Origin of the sequence: Corynebacterium poyangense (assembly GCF_014522205.1) — a bacterium.
Taxonomy (GTDB): domain Bacteria; phylum Actinomycetota; class Actinomycetes; order Mycobacteriales; family Mycobacteriaceae; genus Corynebacterium; species Corynebacterium poyangense.
Genome location: NZ_CP046884.1, coordinates 1,748,679 through 1,762,725, shown reverse-complemented (window position 1 = coordinate 1,762,725; position 14,047 = coordinate 1,748,679). Strand labels below are relative to the sequence as shown.

At 52.5% G+C, this 14,047-nt stretch carries 15 protein-coding genes, 2 tRNA genes and 1 other RNA gene; 9 read left to right on the top strand and 9 right to left on the bottom strand.

Going from position 1 to position 14,047, the window contains the following annotated elements; genetic code table 11:
* Positions 1-3 precede the first annotated feature (3 nt).
* Positions 4-246: a hypothetical protein gene (locus tag GP475_RS08250; protein ID WP_187973941.1), complete on the bottom strand. Its 243-nt coding sequence runs from the start codon at positions 244-246 to the stop codon at positions 4-6.
* Positions 247-401: 155 nt separating this feature from the next.
* Here GP475_RS08250 and GP475_RS08245 point away from each other — a divergent pair, with 155 nt between their 5' ends.
* Complete coding sequence (locus GP475_RS08245; protein WP_187973940.1) at positions 402-1,235, top strand: YwiC-like family protein; 834 nt, start codon at positions 402-404, stop codon at positions 1,233-1,235.
* On the opposite strand, the gene GP475_RS08240 is transcribed toward GP475_RS08245, so the two are convergent.
* The 3 genes from GP475_RS08240 to GP475_RS08230 form a co-directional block, all read right to left on the bottom strand.
* The gene (locus tag GP475_RS08240; protein WP_187973939.1) at positions 1,215-2,111 is read right to left on the bottom strand and encodes a hypothetical protein; all 897 of its coding nucleotides are present in this window, start codon (positions 2,109-2,111) and stop codon (positions 1,215-1,217) included. The two genes, GP475_RS08245 and GP475_RS08240, sit on opposite strands and share 21 nt — an antisense overlap.
* 92 nt (positions 2,112-2,203) lie before the next feature.
* On the bottom strand, positions 2,204-2,818 hold the full coding sequence (locus tag GP475_RS08235; protein WP_187973938.1) for an ABC transporter ATP-binding protein: 615 nt from the start codon (positions 2,816-2,818) through the stop codon (positions 2,204-2,206).
* Positions 2,819-2,908: 90 nt separating this feature from the next.
* Positions 2,909-2,981 (bottom strand) — tRNA-Asn (locus GP475_RS08230).
* A gap of 104 nt (positions 2,982-3,085) precedes the next feature.
* Between GP475_RS08230 and GP475_RS08225 the strand changes: the two genes are divergently transcribed.
* The gene (locus GP475_RS08225) at positions 3,086-3,907 is read left to right on the top strand and encodes a serine hydrolase domain-containing protein (protein ID WP_187973937.1); all 822 of its coding nucleotides are present in this window, start codon (positions 3,086-3,088) and stop codon (positions 3,905-3,907) included.
* 195 nt (positions 3,908-4,102) lie between these two features.
* Positions 4,103-4,450: a hypothetical protein gene (locus GP475_RS08220; protein WP_187973936.1), complete on the top strand. Its 348-nt coding sequence runs from the start codon at positions 4,103-4,105 to the stop codon at positions 4,448-4,450.
* A gap of 7 nt (positions 4,451-4,457) precedes the next feature.
* On the opposite strand, the gene GP475_RS08215 is transcribed toward GP475_RS08220, so the two are convergent.
* Both GP475_RS08215 and GP475_RS08210 read right to left on the bottom strand, forming a co-directional pair.
* The gene (locus tag GP475_RS08215; RefSeq protein ID WP_187973935.1) at positions 4,458-5,261 is read right to left on the bottom strand and encodes an HAD-IIA family hydrolase; all 804 of its coding nucleotides are present in this window, start codon (positions 5,259-5,261) and stop codon (positions 4,458-4,460) included.
* A gap of 5 nt (positions 5,262-5,266) precedes the next feature.
* The gene (locus GP475_RS08210) at positions 5,267-5,572 is read right to left on the bottom strand and encodes an acyl carrier protein (protein WP_187973934.1); all 306 of its coding nucleotides are present in this window, start codon (positions 5,570-5,572) and stop codon (positions 5,267-5,269) included.
* A gap of 67 nt (positions 5,573-5,639) precedes the next feature.
* On the opposite strand from GP475_RS08210, the gene GP475_RS08205 reads away from it, so the two are divergent.
* Positions 5,640-6,683, top strand: coding sequence for an alpha/beta fold hydrolase (locus GP475_RS08205; protein WP_187973933.1), 1,044 nt, complete (start codon positions 5,640-5,642; stop codon positions 6,681-6,683).
* 35 nt (positions 6,684-6,718) lie between these two features.
* Here the strand turns inward: GP475_RS08205 and aceE are convergent, their stop codons facing one another.
* Positions 6,719-9,457, bottom strand: coding sequence for a pyruvate dehydrogenase (acetyl-transferring), homodimeric type (gene aceE, locus GP475_RS08200; RefSeq protein ID WP_187973932.1), 2,739 nt, complete (start codon positions 9,455-9,457; stop codon positions 6,719-6,721).
* A 246-nt stretch (positions 9,458-9,703) separates the two neighbouring features.
* Between aceE and GP475_RS08195 the strand changes: the two genes are divergently transcribed.
* Positions 9,704-10,111, top strand: coding sequence for a DUF3052 domain-containing protein (locus GP475_RS08195; protein ID WP_262485155.1), 408 nt, complete (start codon positions 9,704-9,706; stop codon positions 10,109-10,111).
* Positions 10,112-10,158: 47 nt separating this feature from the next.
* A tRNA-Val gene (locus GP475_RS08190) sits at positions 10,159-10,234 on the top strand.
* 36 nt (positions 10,235-10,270) lie between these two features.
* Here GP475_RS08190 and GP475_RS08185 read toward each other — a convergent pair.
* Both GP475_RS08185 and GP475_RS08180 read right to left on the bottom strand, forming a co-directional pair.
* Positions 10,271-11,209, bottom strand: a complete 939-nt coding sequence (locus GP475_RS08185; RefSeq protein ID WP_187975864.1) for an SURF1 family cytochrome oxidase biogenesis protein — start codon at positions 11,207-11,209, stop codon at positions 10,271-10,273.
* A 95-nt stretch (positions 11,210-11,304) separates the two neighbouring features.
* The gene (locus tag GP475_RS08180) at positions 11,305-11,826 is read right to left on the bottom strand and encodes a low molecular weight protein-tyrosine-phosphatase (RefSeq protein ID WP_187973930.1); all 522 of its coding nucleotides are present in this window, start codon (positions 11,824-11,826) and stop codon (positions 11,305-11,307) included.
* Between the two features lie 198 nt (positions 11,827-12,024).
* Here GP475_RS08180 and GP475_RS08175 point away from each other — a divergent pair, with 198 nt between their 5' ends.
* The 3 genes from GP475_RS08175 to rnpB all read left to right on the top strand — a co-directional run bounded on the left by GP475_RS08175 (position 12,025) and on the right by rnpB (position 14,047).
* The gene (locus GP475_RS08175) at positions 12,025-13,182 is read left to right on the top strand and encodes a Nif3-like dinuclear metal center hexameric protein (RefSeq protein ID WP_187973929.1); all 1,158 of its coding nucleotides are present in this window, start codon (positions 12,025-12,027) and stop codon (positions 13,180-13,182) included.
* Complete coding sequence (locus GP475_RS08170; RefSeq protein ID WP_187973928.1) at positions 13,182-13,517, top strand: hypothetical protein; 336 nt, start codon at positions 13,182-13,184, stop codon at positions 13,515-13,517. Before GP475_RS08175 ends, GP475_RS08170 begins: the two co-directional genes overlap by 1 nt.
* Before the next feature lie 122 nt (positions 13,518-13,639).
* Positions 13,640-14,047, top strand: an RNA gene (rnpB, locus tag GP475_RS08165) — RNase P RNA component class A.

Genomic DNA, 14,047 nt, shown 5'->3' with positions numbered 1-14,047 from the left:
AGCCTAGTCCTGATCTGGTTCGTAGATCCGGTCTCCGTCTTGAGTGCGGAGATTACGAACTTCCTTCATCCGAGGTTGTGGATCTAATTTTTCAGCGATCGCTTTCCGAGTTGCTTTCACAGCTTTTTGCGTCACGGGGGAATTGACCGCCGTCTGATACCCCTTTTTGATCTGTTCATAGCGACGCCGGCCAGCCTTAGTTCCAAAGACATAACCTGCGGCGGCACCGATAACGAACTGGATCATAGCTTAATTAATCGTCCTTCCACGCTGGTAGGTTCACGTCAACCCTACCGGAGTTCCCCGCCGATGAAAACGACGTGGTCAAACTCACGGCCAAATCCATCGAAAGTTTTATACTCTTGCTTAGTAAGACCTCACTTTTATTGCTAAGGAGATGGATGATGGCCCGCCGTCATGGCATTAATCCCTGGGTTCCTAACCAACACGGAGCGTGGCCAATGGTTATGATCCCAGCTTTGGCCGGAAGCTTCTTGGGTTATCTAGGTCCAGGGGCCAGGACAACTGGATCCCTCTTCACGTTGCTGTTGGTACTAGTGTCCTGGTTTAGCGGGTATTTCTGTTTCTTTGCGAGTGGTCTTCTTTATAAGGCGCGACGTCGGAAGCGCCGCGAAAAATATCTGTACCCCACCCTGTGCTATGGCGTCGTCTCCGGAGTCTGTGCCGTTATTGCTCTTTTGCTCCAACCAGCTGTGGCATGGTGGGCGGTGATTTTCGTGCCGCTGGTGGGAGTAGCCATGATGGAGATGATTCGTGAAAATCCACGTTCTACGTTGTCAGGAGTAGTTACCACCTGCGCATCTGGCACCATGTTAGCGGTGACCGATGCTCTCGGACGCGGCGGAGGAGCACCCTTTGATGCTAGTTCGGTGGCTATCGCCTCAGCAGTCATCATCGCCCTATATTTCACGGGAACAGTTCCTTATGTGAAGTCGATGATTCGAGAAAAAGGCAATCATCGTTACTGGATCGGCTCGGTGGCTTTTCAAGTTTTGGCCTTGATTTTAAGCATCATCGTGGTGTGGTGGTGGATCCCCCCGATACCCGGTGCGGTGATGGTGCTAGTCATGGCCGTGTGTGTGGTCCGGGCTGTGGCTATTCCCCGATCCGCGCTGCGAGGCCGGACCTGGACACCTAAGCAGGTGGGGAAAGCGGAAATCCCTCCCACCGTTGCGTTGGCTATCGCTATTCTTCTAGCTGGCGTGCCGAATTAAGAAATACAGCCCGAAGGCGAGGATGAACGGGATGGTGAGTCCACGGCCATAGAGGTGGAGTAATTCCGTCGGGGCTGTTATTCCATAACCGACATCAACATCGGTGAGACCAGTAATAGAGACGGGTGTTCGTCGAGCCTTTTCTAGTGCTAGACCTCCGATGAGGAAGAGAAGAGCGGTGAGAATTAGGGGACTAGACCATAAAGCGGTGGTGAGAGCGGCACCGAGGAGTGCGTGAAGGGCGGCTAAGATCTGTCGGGGGCGAGGCGAAGAGTGTAAGAGTTGGAAGTCTCCTGCTTTGGCTACGGTGGAGCCAAAAAGTATCCACGCCAGATAGAAGGGCACCGACAGGGCGATGGAGTAGGGGGTGTGGCAGGCGATGGCCAGAGTACTAAGGCTGAGATACCCCAAGGCGATGATGGGGTAGCGCGTTAAGCGCCGAAGGATGATGATGAATTTAGAGCTGGTAGGGGTGGGGAACCTCCATCTGAGCGTGGTCGCGACCAAAGCGTAGTGCACAGCTGCGGTGTCGAGCGCGCCGAGGATCGAAGAATTAGTAATTCGGGCGTGGTCGGAACTAAATAGTGTTGATAGAGTCCGGCGGTGGACCAAAAGCGGATAGCAACGTATGAGCGCGGCGCCTATGAAGCCGAAGAATGGATGTCTGAGACCAGCTCCAATAACCGCGCCGAGAGCACCAAAAATTAGAATCTGGATGAGAATGTCGCTACGAAAACGAGGGATAGTCAAGCGTGGTCGCATTTTCCAGATGAGATCAGCGCTGTTTATAGATTGAAGCGGGAAAATTTTTTCCATTATTATTGCTGTACTAATAACAGCGATTAGTCCAGCAATAATGTCGAGTGGGCTCAGCATTGATTCTTGTGAGCGATTATATCCCCAGATTGGTATTGCTGTTGCCGCAGCTATGATGAAGTAAAGTGAGAAACCGTAACTACCTAGGAATTTTAACAATCGCATAATTCGATGACCTCATCGCTGGCTGCGATAATTTTGGGAGAGTGGGAGGCGCAAATGACAATGCTGTCTGCTTGGGTAACCTCCCGGAATTTCTGGATTAGGAAATTCACCCAGTACTCATCTAGGTGGCGTTCTGGTTCATCCGCCAGGTACACGCGATAGGGGAATGCCAAATGAGCTGCTAATATGAGGCGCTGACGTTGTCCACTTGATAACCATGATGGTGGAAGATTGAGGAAATCCTCACATTCCCATTCGGCGATGATTTTGTCATAGTCGACGCCCGAATGCTGGGATAGTAATTTGAAATGTTCCCCTACCGACATATCGGGATAAAAGACGGGTTCACTAATCTCTGTTATATGTGAAACCTGGGATAAGTGTCTTACGTCTTCATTGTTAAAAAGAGCCTGGCCGTGGATGGGGTCTCGCTTTCCCGATAATGTCTCCAACAGGGTGGTTTTCCCACAGCCATTTGGTCCCCGAAAACTATAAAGTTTTCCGATGTGAAATTCTTTCTTAAATTTCCCTAAAGGTTGATTGTGTCCATATGTTAACTCGGCAATCAAAGGGGCGCTAGTCGAACTATTATCGATATTCACTGATATCCTTATGCATTAAAGAAAATCTTTTAGATAATCTTCACCGGAGTATAACAAAAACCCGGAGGACTGTCCTCCGGGCTATCGGTGCTCCCCCAGCTGGGCTCGAACCAGCGACCCTTCGATTAACAGTCGAATGCTCTGCCAACTGAGCTATAGGGGACTACTTTCACCACTCACATGATTGTGGTGCAACGAGACGTTACTATATCGAGATAGGTGAATACTTCGCAAATCAGCAGGTCATACCCGGTAGGATGGGTCAGCATGAAAGCTTTGGATAGGGTTAAAGATTTTCCAGCTGCGCATGTTTCAGCTGCGCTCGTCCATGCCGATCAGCATTGGCAGATCGGCGATATCAACCGCAGTTTCGAACTTGCAAGTGTGACAAAGTTATTGACCTCCTATGGTGTTCTCCTAGCGGTCGAAGAAGGCGCCTTAGAACTAGATCAACCAATGGGGCCGCCCGGGTCAACTGTTCGTCACCTTCTTGCTCACGCGTCTGGTGTAGGTTTTGATTCCCGACGCCTAAGCAAGCCGGTTGGTACTCGTCGAATCTATTCTTCTGCCGGATATGAAATCTTGGCAGAAGAACTGACTCTACTCACCGGCATTGAATTCCCTGATTATCTGAGAGAGGGGATTTTTGACCCCCTAGAGATGAATGACACCCAGCTTTATGGATCAGCTGGACATGAAGCGCGCTCCACCGTGGCGGACTTAGGACTTTTCATTCGCGAACTGTTATCTCCCACACTTCTCCATCCAGATACTGTCCTTGAGGCCTTCACGCCTCAGTTTCCGGAGTTAGTGGGGGTGGTCCCCGGTTACGGTATGCACAAGCCATGCCCGTGGGGGTTGGGGCCAGAGATCAAGGGAGAAAAGCATCCACACTGGATGGGAGAATCCATGCCTGCTCAGTGCGTCGGACATTTCGGAATGGCAGGAACCTATGTGTGGGTTCATCCAGAAACTCAGCGCGGCATGGTAATGCTCAGCGATGAACCATTTGGGGATTGGGCTAAGCCACTGTGGTCTGAGATCAATGACGCAATCTGGGCTGAACTCTCAAGTTCAACTGCAGGCTGAATAAACGGGGGGTTGAAGTAGGGGTTGAGGGTTGCTCCTGGGGGAGATGGTACAAGACAATCATGTGAGACAGATGAGATCAAAGTGATGTCATGGTTCACTCGCACGTGGGTCGTAGGGGAAGACGAGCCTCGTCTTGCATTCTTGAGCTTCGCACGCTGAAGGATGGTTAGTTGCAGAGTGAAGGGTTTTGGTATGCCACACATGGGATCCTTAGCGTCCTCGCGTGCTCACCGAGCAGGGACTGTCGGAACCGATATGGCGGTACTCACGATTGAGGACCTACCCCGTCGGCTGCGTTTAGCAGTGGAGTCCACGCTATGCCTTTGTTTGCCGGAACCGTCAAAGTTGGTGCCTTTGCCTGGCACTCCTTTATGGGATTGCCGGTGGTTTACCCGGTGGCACCACCACGAAGGACGGCTATCATGCTGCGAGGTTATTAATGGTACTGGCGAACAATTGGAGGACTTAGCCGAGGTTTTGGGAGCGATGGCTAGGGAACACGGTTTCACCGTCCAGGTAGACCTCAATAATGAGGACTAGTCAGGCTTTAGTTGGCGTAGTAGCCATCATCAAAGGGGTCGAGAATACGGTCGGCAACATCGGCAATGGAGTCGACTTTCCGGGTTGGGCGATAAGGATACTTAGCAACCTCAGCATCATCACTGATCCCGGTCGAGACCAAAATAGTGCGCATACCTGCTTCCAGGCCCGATTTCACGTCGGTATCCATCCGGTCCCCAATCATGACGGTGCGCTCCGAATGCGCCCCAATTGTATTTAAGGCAGAACGCATCATCACCGGATTAGGTTTCCCGATGTAATAGGGTTTCTTACCGGTAGCGGCGCTGATAAGCGAGGCGACTGCCCCGGTAGCCGGCAAAATTCCCTGAGGTGCCGGGCCGGTGACATCCGGATTCGTCGCAATAAAACGAGCCCCAGCATTAATTAAATTAATGGCCCGGGTGATGGCCTCAAAAGAATAGGTACGAGTTTCCCCCAACACCACAAAATCCGGATCATTATCATTGAGCACCCATCCAGCCTCATGCAAGCCGGTAGTTAATCCTGACTCGCCAACGACATAGGCAGTTCCCTCTTTGAGCTGTGAGGAAAGAAAATGTGCAGTTGCGGTAGCAGAGGTCCAAATTCTTTCTGGCGGAATCAACAAACCCTGGGATTTCAGTCGAGCAGATAAATCTCTCGGGGTGTGAATGGAATTATTCGTCAAAACCATGAACTCAATGTCATGGGCGGCTAAGGCATGGAGAAAACGATCCGCCCCGGGGATCATCTCTCCCTCACGGATTAAAACCCCATCCATATCGGTGAGGTAGGAAATCGAAGCAGTCATAGCTTCTATTGTGCTCCAGTCTTTTCTCGAGCGCTGAGAACCCGAAGACCATCAACATAATCCAAAAAGTCACCCACCGTGTTGAAACTTAAAACATGTTCGTCTTCAAGTTGAACGCCGAGAGCTTCTTCCGCGCGGACGGTGGTTTCGATCAAAGAAAGAGATGAGATATGGAGGTCCTCGACGAGGTTGGTATCAGGAGTGATCTCTGAAGCGTCGACACCTGTGGTATCTTGCAGAATTCCCGCTAAAGTCTTTAGATCAGCGGTGCGACGCTCAATACCAGAGTCGGGAGAATCAATGCTCGTCATAAGCAAAAGCATAAACGTCTAGGTCGATCTATCCGCGCGCCGGGGCCCTCGACTAGCATCGACAAACATGAAACACGCAGCCCGCGCCCTCTTTCTGCGGTTAACGCCGTCTGGCCGTCGACGATTAGCCCTCGAACATGGGGCATTACACTCACAATCTCGGGAACCAGGGTTAACAGACCTTGATGAAACCGGAACCGTCAATAGCGACGGCATTGACGTTCACTATTATGTGGCGGGTCCGGATCACGATGGTGTCGAACCGCGCGCCACCGTTGTCTATGTTCATGGTTTCACCCTGGCAGCTGAGGCCTACTTCCTTCAGGTCAAGCATTTACGAGCGACTCATCCTGAAGTCCGAAACGTGCTGTTGGATTTGAGAGGACATGGGAAAACCGGCAAGGTGAGTCCGGATCGCTGTGTGATGGATGGAATAGCTGACGACGTCCGGGCCGTCATCCACCACTGTGCCCCCACTGGACCTCTCATTCTGGTAGGGCATTCTATGGGTGGGTTGTGTGTGTTGGACTTGTTGCGTCGATGCTATGAAGACGAGCCACAACTGTATCAGCGAATCCAGGGAATCATTTTGGTTTCTACGTCTATTGAGGCCTTATCTGATCAGGGAATACCCCAGGTTTTAGCACTACCAGCAGCCGATAACGTATATCAAGCAGTGGAAGCTTCCCCCAAAGAAGTTCGAAAATTACGAGAAATGGCAGCGTCACTGTTAGCTCCGTCGCTAGCTGTTGGAGTTTTTAGACGCCCTACTGATTATGAGCTCGTGGAATTCCACGCCGCGATGATTAATGAAACCCCCTTGGAATCTTTTGTCGGCTTTTTTGGCGACCTTCAAAATCACGACGAGTTAGCTGCCGCCGAAGCCTTAGCAACGAAACCCGGATTTGTTCTAGTCGGGGATAAAGATGACGTGACCCCCGAGGAACAGGCTGACCGAATTTGCGAGGTCTGGCCTAAAGCGTGGTATCAGGTAGCCAAGGGAGCAGGGCACATGGTGAATCTTGAAGCCCCGGAGCTGCTGAACAAAGCTATTGATCAGTTGGTGGACCTTATTCCTTGGCAGAAAGATGAAAAACCCCGTGGTCGCTAAGGGAAGCGAACCACGGGGTAGGGGGTAAGAAGCGCCTAGGCCTCGGTGGGATCAGTGATCTGATACTTCTTGGCAGCCTCGGCAGCAATCTCAATATCGATCTCTCCGGCTCGGGCCAATGCAGATAGCACGGCAACCACCACAGACACGCCATCAATATTGAAGAAACGGCGGGCGGCCTTACGGGTATCGGAGAATCCGAAACCATCTGCGCCTAAGGTGGTGTAGTCACCAGGGACAAGACCACGGATAGACTCCGGTATTTCCGTCGCAAAATCAGATACCGCAACATAGGGGCCGGAGGCCTTCTTGAGCTGCTGGGTAGCGAAAGATTCCGGCTGTTTCTTCGCCGGATCCCGGAGCTGAGCTAAGTTCCGTGCTGCACCTTCACGAGCCAGCTCAGACCACGAAGTGACCGAGAAAATATGTGCCTTGACATCGTAGTCGTCAGCCAGGATTTGTTGAGCTTCCAGTGCGGCTTGCATCCCGATGCCGGAGGCTAGGATCGACGCCTCATGGCTGCCCTCGGAACCTTCATCGTAGAGATAGATTCCCTTGTGAAGACCCTCAACATCCAAATTATCTGGGGCTTTGGGCTGGTGTGTTGGCTGGTTATACACAGTCAGATAGTAGATGACATCTTCCCCACGATCCTTGCCGTACATCCGATCAATGCCTTCGCGGACCAGGTGAGCTACTTCGTAGGCGAAAGCGGGGTCATAAGAAATCACAGCGGGATTGGTGGCGGACAAAGCAAGGGAATGTCCGTCCATATGCTGCAAACCTTCACCGGTAAGGGTAGTTCTGCCTGCCGTGGCACCGATGAGGAAACCTCGGGCCATCTGGTCACCGGCTGCCCATACCGAATCGCCGGTGCGCTGGAAACCAAACATCGAATAGAAGATGTACAACGGAATCATAGCTTCGCCGTGAGTAGCGTAGCTAGTTCCTGCGGCAATAAAGGACCCCATGGAACCTGCTTCGCTGATTCCTTCGTGCAGGATCTGGCCATCAGTAGCTTCCCGGTAGGACAACATGAGATCATGATCCACCGGCACGTAGTTTTGTCCGTGCGGGTTGTAAATCTTCAAGGTCGGGAACCAAGAATCCATACCGAAGGTTCTCGCCTCATCCGGAATGATAGGAACAATTCGTTTCCCGAGCTCCTTATCCCGCATCAATTCCTTGAAGGTCCGCACCAGCGCCATAGTGGTAGCAACCTCTTGCTTGCCTGAGCCTTTAAGAATTGTCTTTAACTTCTCAATCGGGGGCACATCCAAGGGGGTGTATTGTTCCCGACGCTCGGGCAGATAGCCACCAAGTTCCTTGCGACGTTCTTGAAGATATTTGATTTCTTCAGAATCCTCGCCAGGGTGATAATAAGGCGGCAGGCTGGGGTCCTTTTCTAGTTCTTCATCAGAAATAGGGATACCCTGCTTATCGCGGAACAGCTTCAAATCATCCAGAGTGAGTTTCTTCATCTGGTGAGTGGCATTGCGTCCCTCAAAATTATGCCCTAAGCCATAGCCTTTGATGGTGTGAGCCAAGATGACTGTCGGGCGGTCTTTGGTTTGCATGGCTCGTTGGTAGGCCGCATAAATCTTCCGATAATCATGACCGCCACGGCGCAGGTGCCAAATTTCTTCATCAGTCATGTCCTCAACCAGTTTGAGGGTGCGTTCGTCGCGTCCGAAGAAGTGCTCCCGCACATAAGCGCCATCATTAGCTTTAAAAGTTTGGTAGTCACCGTCCGGAGTGGTGTTCATGATGTGCACCAGAGCGCCATCTTGATCCTTTTCCAGGAGCTCATCCCATTCGCGGCCCCACACCACTTTGATAACGGACCAGCCGGCACCCCGGAAGAAGGATTCTAACTCCTGAATAATCTGGGTGTTACCACGGACTGGGCCGTCGAGACGCTGAAGGTTGCAGTTGATGACGAAAGTTAAGTTATCTAGGTTGTTGAGCGCTGCTTGGTGTATAACACCGCGAGATTCCGGCTCATCCATTTCGCCATCGCCAAGGAAGGCCCACACGTGTTGTTGGGAGGTGTCTTTAATTCCTCGGTTGTGGAGATAGCGGTTAAAACGTGCCTGGTAGATGGCATCCATCGGGCCAAGACCCATGGAGACGGTGGGGAACTCCCAAAAATCTCGCATCCCATGCGGGTGGGGATAAGACGGTAGACCACCCTGTTTTCGGGACACTTCTTGACGGAACCCGTCGAGGTCATCCTCGGTCAGGCGACCCTCCAGAAAAGCGCGGGCGTAGATACCCGGGGAGGCATGTCCCTGGAAGAAAATTTGATCCCCTCCACCTGGGTGGTCTTTACCGCGGAAGAAGTGATTGAAACCGACTTCGTAGAGAGGGGCGGCACCCGCATAGGTAGAGATATGGCCACCCACACCGATGCCGGGGCGCTGGGCGCGGTGCACCATGATGGCTGCATTCCAGCGCATCCACCGGCGGTAGCGCTTCTCGATTTCTTCATCCCCTGGGAACTCCGGCTCCATGGAGGTGGGGATGGTGTTGACATAGTCAGTGGAAAGGAGAGGGGGAAGGGAAACCCGTTTTGCTGATGCGCGCTCTAGTAGTCGCAGCATTAAATAACGAGCACGATCATTGGAGGATTCCTCTAATAACCCATCCAGCGAATCCATCCACTCGCGAGTCTCTTCCGGATCTGTGTCATTGAGATAGGAAGCGACGCCGTCGCGAATGAGTGGGAAGTTGCTGTCCTCAGGGGACCGGCCGGCAGACGGGGAGTCAGCCATGAAAAAACCTCCTTGAAAAACTGCAGTGGGTCATACTCCATCAACAATACGTCCCAAAGTGGATGAAGTGAGCACCAGGAGAACTAAAACTTTCCTCCCCCCGAATGGAAAAGAAAAGTGGTAGGTAACGAGACCTTCGGGGAGTGACCTTGTATCCTACGGACATACAGTGAAAAAATTTGTGACCCATAACGGGTACATCGACTTCCGAGGAGGAACATCACAGTGGACGAGGCTCTGGGGGCCGTGAGTGAGCACGCGCAAGAATATGCGCAGCTTCTAGGCCTAAAACCAGGACAAACTGTCCAGGAAGTAGGGTGGGATACGGATTGCGACAGCTCCATTTCTGAGGCTATCGAAGATGTCATTGGGGAAGAACTTCTTGATGAAGACACCGATGAAATCTGCGATATTGTGCTGATGTGGTGGCGTTCCGAGGACGGGGACCTCGTTGACGGTTTGGTAGATGTGCTCCGAAATCTTGCCGACAACGGCTCCATTTGGTTACTTACCCCTGGCGCGGGCAAACCTGGAACTATTGCTCCAGGGGAGATCAACGAAGCCGCACAATTGGCAGGATTGGTCCAGACAAGCGCTGAGCGTCTAGGCCAGTGGCAGGGCTCCTGCCTGGTACAACGCGGAAATCGACGCTAGGATTATTGTTTTGGCACAACTCATGCTAGGGTATGTGATCGTGCCAAGCGCTCCTAGCTCAGCTGGAAGAGCAGCTGGTTTACACCCAGCAGGTCGGCGGTTCGAGCCCGTCGGAGCGCACCACTATAATCCCGTTAACGGTCAAAGCTCACCATTGAGTTAAAACCGTTCGCGGGATTTTTTCGCTTGACGTTTCTGCCAGTAATTGCGATGCTGCCCGCCGTAGCGATCTTGGACACTTTGTCGAGAAACCAGTTCAGTTTCTTCTGCCGGCACGATAGATGTTGTCGGCAGAGAGTCGTCGCTCTTCCCCTCGGCGGCCTCGAGTTCTTCACTTTCTTTTCGTTCACGACGGCGTTCCTTGAGCTCGGCATACACGAAATAAATTAAGCCGGCGGGGGCCATGATCCCAAAACCAATCCACTGCAACCCATAAGAAAGATGGGAGCCGCGATCAAGTTTAGGTACCGGAATAGCAGTCAGTTCTCCTACCGACCCAGACGTTAGCTGAACATAGTCATGGGCTAAGGGCAGGCGAGTTATCTGGGAGACCTGTTCAGTATTGATCCCATAGACCTGGTGATACCCGCCTTCATCAAGTGGCTGAGAGTTAGGCAGAGCTTCATCCAGACGAGCCACGCCCTCGATGTGGGTGGGGTTGGTGGGGGCAGGATCAATAGGAGGGATTCCCTCTCCAGAGGGAACATAGCCGCGATTGATGAGAAAAACCTCGCCATTATCTGTACGGAAAGGAGTAAGGACTTGGTAGGCCGGGTTGTCATTGACCGAGCGTAAGCGCAACAGAACTTCATGATCCGGCAAAAATTGGCCGCTCATGCTTACTCGCGTCCATTCTTGATCCGCGTTGATTGTTCCCTCAGGTAGGGCAAAGACCGTGGTAAAGGGAACAGGGTCTTTCTTAAAAGCCTGATCAATTTGCTCATTGCGCTGACCGATGGCGGTGTTTTTATGGAGCTGCCAGGGGGCGAGGACGGTAAACGCAAAATAAGAAAAAGCAACAATGGCGATCAACGACATAATCCATCCAGGGGTGAGGAAAGATCGCCAGGTGGGTGATTGTCGAGAATTCTGCTCCATGCTGCTCACAGTTTCTCAGCATAAACCCTAGGGCTAAGAAAACCAGGGGATGTCTCGGGATGAGACAACGAAGCGTGGTCACCTAGCCTTATCGTTTACTCCACGAAGGCTGGATGGGTGCGGATCCAGTCCAGAATCCCGGGAACGGCTGCTTCAATTTGTTGCCGTGTGATACTAAATCCTTCGGCTCCGCCATAGTAAGGATCCTCGACGCTTGCCTGTTCCGGACTGTCTGGATCAAAACTACGCAGTAAACGGATTTTCGATTCAGGAACTCCGCTGGCTATTAACCGTGACACGTGCCCAGTGTCCATAGCAATAAGAAGATCCGCGTCGGCATCAAACTGACCAAACTGGCTAGCACGATGCTGAGACCCGTCATAGCCGTGCAAAGATAGTTCCCGAAGTGCGCGTTCATCAGCGGAATCACCAACATGCCATCCGCCGAGACCGCAGGATGTTACCGTAGCGGCCTTGCTGAGACCAGCGTCTTCAATGAAGTGTCGAATAATGACTTCCCCCATGGGGGACCGACAAATATTGCCGGTGCATACTACATCGATATGTAAGGGGCGCTGAGCGGCAGGATCGGAATGCGAAGAATGAGTATCAGGCATAGGACCCAGATTAATGGCCGAGGATGATGACAGAAAGTTGGAGAGGGTTGGTGGTTACTCGCTAGACTTGGGGCCCAGAAAAAATATGGCTCAGTGGTGACGGTGGAGAACCTCGCTAGGGTCAGGAAAAACTGCTGAGTACGTTGGCGACGCCTCGCCGTAGAGCTGGAGGAACTGGGTGGAAGGAATAAAGGGTAAATGAGCAGTACTGTTAGGGAAATCCGAGAGATTTTGGATAAGGCCTACCCGCCGAGTTTGGCTGAAAGCTGGGACAAAGTGGGGTTAGTGTGTGGCGACCCGGAAGATAAGGTAGAAAAAGTAGCTTTTGCGTTGGATTGCACCCTTGAGGTGGCAGAACAAGCTATCGAAGTTGGCGCGGACATGTTAGTGGTTCATCATCCGCTCCTCTTGCGCGGAGTACATAGTGTTGCTGCGGATACCCCGAAGGGAAAAGTACTGCACTTGCTGATTCGACATGGGGTAGCCCTCTTTGCTGCGCACACCAATGCTGATTCCGCCCGCCCAGGAGTAAATGATCGTTTAGCTGAGTTGGTAGGCATACACCCCGGTGCACCCATCGCGCCCAAACCGGGAGCTGCGAAAGACCGATGGGGGGTGCATGTTCCTGCCGAGTATGCGTCGAACCTAAAAACAGCGCTCTTTTCAGCCGGGGCGGGGGAAATAGGGGACTACGATTGCTGCAGTTTTGATTTGGAAGGAACCGGTCAGTTCCGTCCACAAGAGGGAGCACACCCGACGCTCGGAGAAGTAGGGAAGCTGTACCGGGATCAGGAAATACGCGTGGAATTTGTGGCACCAAAGGCAAAACGAGCAGCTATTTTGTCGGCTCTGCGCTATGCCCACCCCTATGAGGAACCCGCTTTCGATATTGTGCCGCTCGCCGATGATTTAGACCCCCGAGAGGCTCCGGGACTGGGGCGGATTGGGGAGCTCCCAGAACCGATGACGTTGAAGGAGTTTTGCCAGCAAGTTGCTGATGCGCTTCCGGAAACCGCGTGGGGGATCCGATGCGCCGGCGATCCAGAACAAATTGTCAAAAAGGTAGCGGTTTCTTCAGGCGCAGGGGATAGCTTCCTGGATGTTGTGCGAGGACTGGGAGTGGATGTGTACCTAACCAGTGATTTACGGCACCACCCGGTAGATGAGTATTTGCGTGCTGGCGGGCCGGCGGTTATTGATACCGCACACTGGGCTAGCGAATTTCCGTGGACCAGCCAAGCCGAAGAGATAATTTCGCGCGAGGCAGATGTAACCACCGAAATAATTTCTCTTCGGACCGACCCGTGGACGCTGTCGGCGCATCCACGAAAAAATGGACACCAGGAAGGAGCGTAATGGCCAGGATGGATGATAGCGATAACCCCGAATATTTACGACTGGAGCGGGCTTATCGTGCGGCGGAACAAGCGCTTCACGATATTGAAGATGATATTGTGCGGATTCAGGATGAGGAAAGAGAGTATCGACGCCAGGAGCGTCAGTTGCGGGAACAACTTAACTCCCCGAATATCAGCGACACACAACGTCAAGAAGCTCGTGATCAGCGGTATCTCCTAAAATGCCGAATCGCAGATTTAGCTAGCGAACTTCAAGAAGCCCATAATGAAGTTCATGCGTTGCGGAATAACCGGGACCGAGCTCAAGCAGCCTTAGAACAATCACAGCTTTAAAAAATGGGCACGGCTTAGCTGGTTGAGTCGACAAGAAGAAAAGCTAGTCCTGCTTGGACTGTTCAGCGCCTCCACTGTTGCTTCTAGGGGAACTAGCCTGGTGCTACACTGATGTCCGCAAATGAGCCAACTGGGCGGTCGCGGCTTGTGAACTGCATCGAGATCGATGTGGGCAGAAGTCGAGGAAAGTCCGGACTCCAGAGAGCACGGTGGTTGCTAACGGCAACCCGGGGCGACCCGCGGGATAGTGCCACAGAAAAGAAACCGCTGATGGGTAACCATGAGTAAGGGTGAAAGGGTGCGGTAAGAGCGCACCAGCGAGTTGGGTGACCAACTCGGCTAGGTAAACCCCACCGGGAGCAAGGCAAGACGCTGCACGACGCGATAGTGCCTGTGCAGCCGCACGGATGGTGAAGGGCTGCTCGCCTTAATCCGGAGGTAGCTGCTTGAGGTAATCAGCAATGATTACCCTAGATGGATGGTCGCCACCCCACGGGGTACAGAATCCGGCTTATAGGTTGGCTCATTTG